This window comes from Ruthenibacterium lactatiformans (genome assembly GCF_000949455.1).
Lineage (GTDB): Bacteria > Bacillota > Clostridia > Oscillospirales > Ruminococcaceae > Ruthenibacterium > Ruthenibacterium lactatiformans.
Genome location: NZ_JXXK01000086.1, coordinates 1 through 1,976, shown reverse-complemented (window position 1 = coordinate 1,976; position 1,976 = coordinate 1). Strand labels below are relative to the sequence as shown.

Genomic DNA, 1,976 nt, shown 5'->3' with positions numbered 1-1,976 from the left:
GGACAGACCTCCTCATTGAACTGAACCTTCGGATTGTGTGCAGGGGCATCGCCACGCTCATCCATATATCCTGCCGAAAGATACATGAATACGCTGGGGACTCTCTCTGCAATAATTGCAAAGTCCTCAGAAGCACTGGCTGATGTGTCGGGAACAGGAGTCAGACCAGGAATTGGTAGTTCTTCCATATAGCTTACCATCTCGTCCGTCATAGCAGGGTCACATACCAGTGGTGGCACCTCAGAAATCATCTCGACCTGTGCCATCCCCCCAAATACCTCTGCGGTCTTGAGAGCAACCTCTTTCAGCCGCCGGACCAGTTTCTCACGGCTGGCACTGTCATTGGTGCGCAAGGTTCCTTGGAGGACGGCAGTATCAGGGATGATGTTGGGGGCTGAACCTGCGGAAAAATTGCCGATGGTCAGCACACAGGCTTTGCCGGGATCTGCCTCCCGAGCAATCAGCGATTCCAAGGCAAGGTACACATGGACACCGATATTGATTGGGTCGATGGAACTGTGCGGATATGCGCCGTGGGCGCCCCGTCCGTGGATTATGATTCGAAAACCATCCACAGAGTACATCATGGTTTTGCCGCTGTTGTACATAAACAAGCCCACAGGCATCCTTCCCGGGCCGACATGATAGGCTAGGGCTGCATCCACTCCTTCCAGTACTCCATTTGCCAGCATATCCTTCGCACCTTCAAAGGTTTCTTCAGCAGGCTGGAACATGAACCGAACCCTGCCAGACAGCATAGATTCATTTTCTTTTAATATCTTTGCCGCTGTCAGCAGCATGGCCGCGTGGAAATCGTGGCCGCATGTATGAGCCTCCGTGCCGGTTGGGCAGGAAAAGCTTTCGCCGCTTTCCTCCGGCATGGGAAGCGCATCCATGTCCGCTCGAAGCAGGATCGTCCTACCCCCTTCCTGCCCCAACTCTGCAATCACTCCATGTCCGCATGGATGTGGATCCAATCCATATCCTCTCAGCTGCTCCATAACATAGGTTTGTCCTTTTGGCATATGAAGTCCCACTTCCGCGTTGCTGTGCAGCCAACGGCGGTGAGAGATGGTTTCCTCACGCAGTGCCAGTGCCCGTTTATAAAAATCCATAATCGTACTCCTTAATTTGCTGCGAAAAATCAGTAAACATATGCTGAGAAAATTATAGCAAACGAGTTTAATAACTTCAACAATGTTTATAGTTTACCCACAACTTATAAAAAAGACGCATCTGGCTTGGAAATGCCACAGACTGTGCACATTTAAATTGTCCGGCAATTTTCCCTCCCGCAGAATCCTTTTGAGCCGGAATGTGAATGTCCCAGGCACCATCGGATCTCCCCAGCCTGCCGGAACAGATAGTCATCTTTCTCCAGTCCCCTCTGCACCACGCCGTGCTCTCTCCTGCGCGGTTCTTCGGTTCTTTCACCAGGATCGGTTGGCCGCTCAGTTTTACCACATTGCGCCGGATATGCAGCACCTGCTATCTGACCACTGCAAGCTGCATGCCTCGCTCCGGCGCATGCTCGTGGCAAGGCTCATCTTGAAATAGGCCTCATATTTCAGGCCCTGGCTTTCCAGTTCGGTGATAAACCTTTGCACTATTTCCTCAATCGTCACCGGACACTCCTGCAGCGCGCCTTTCTTCTTGTACCCCGACGCAATGTAAGTGTTTTCCTCCTATTCCGTGTACTCTCCCCTTAAAAACAGCGCCCGTGAAATTTCTCCCCACGGGCGCTGTCCGTTATTCGTTATACTTGCTTTGCGCAGTCGTTCAATTCAGACTTCTTCGTGTCATTCCAGCGGTCCACCTTCCCCACAAGATAGACTTTGATGCGGCGGAGCCGCTCAAACTTCACGCCTTTTCCGGTGCGCTCCGCATTGTCGATGCTGTTGTTTTCCATGTGGAACCATTTATCCGAGATACATCTTTCCTTGGCATCTGAAACGCCGATTTCTTTGAACAGACCC

General features: G+C 51.6%; 2 protein-coding genes and 1 pseudogene. All 3 read right to left on the bottom strand.

What is annotated here, in order from left to right; all coding sequences use genetic code 11:
* Positions 1-1,115 (bottom strand): M20 family metallopeptidase (locus tag TQ39_RS19770; RefSeq protein ID WP_050006801.1); only part of this gene is annotated, 1,115 nt, incomplete at its 3' end.
* A gap of 342 nt (positions 1,116-1,457) precedes the next feature.
* The gene (locus TQ39_RS21145) at positions 1,458-1,625 is read right to left on the bottom strand and encodes a site-specific integrase (RefSeq protein WP_167541564.1); all 168 of its coding nucleotides are present in this window, start codon (positions 1,623-1,625) and stop codon (positions 1,458-1,460) included.
* 131 nt (positions 1,626-1,756) lie between these two features.
* Positions 1,757-1,976, bottom strand: a pseudogene (locus TQ39_RS21385) (hypothetical protein); the annotation flags it as partial.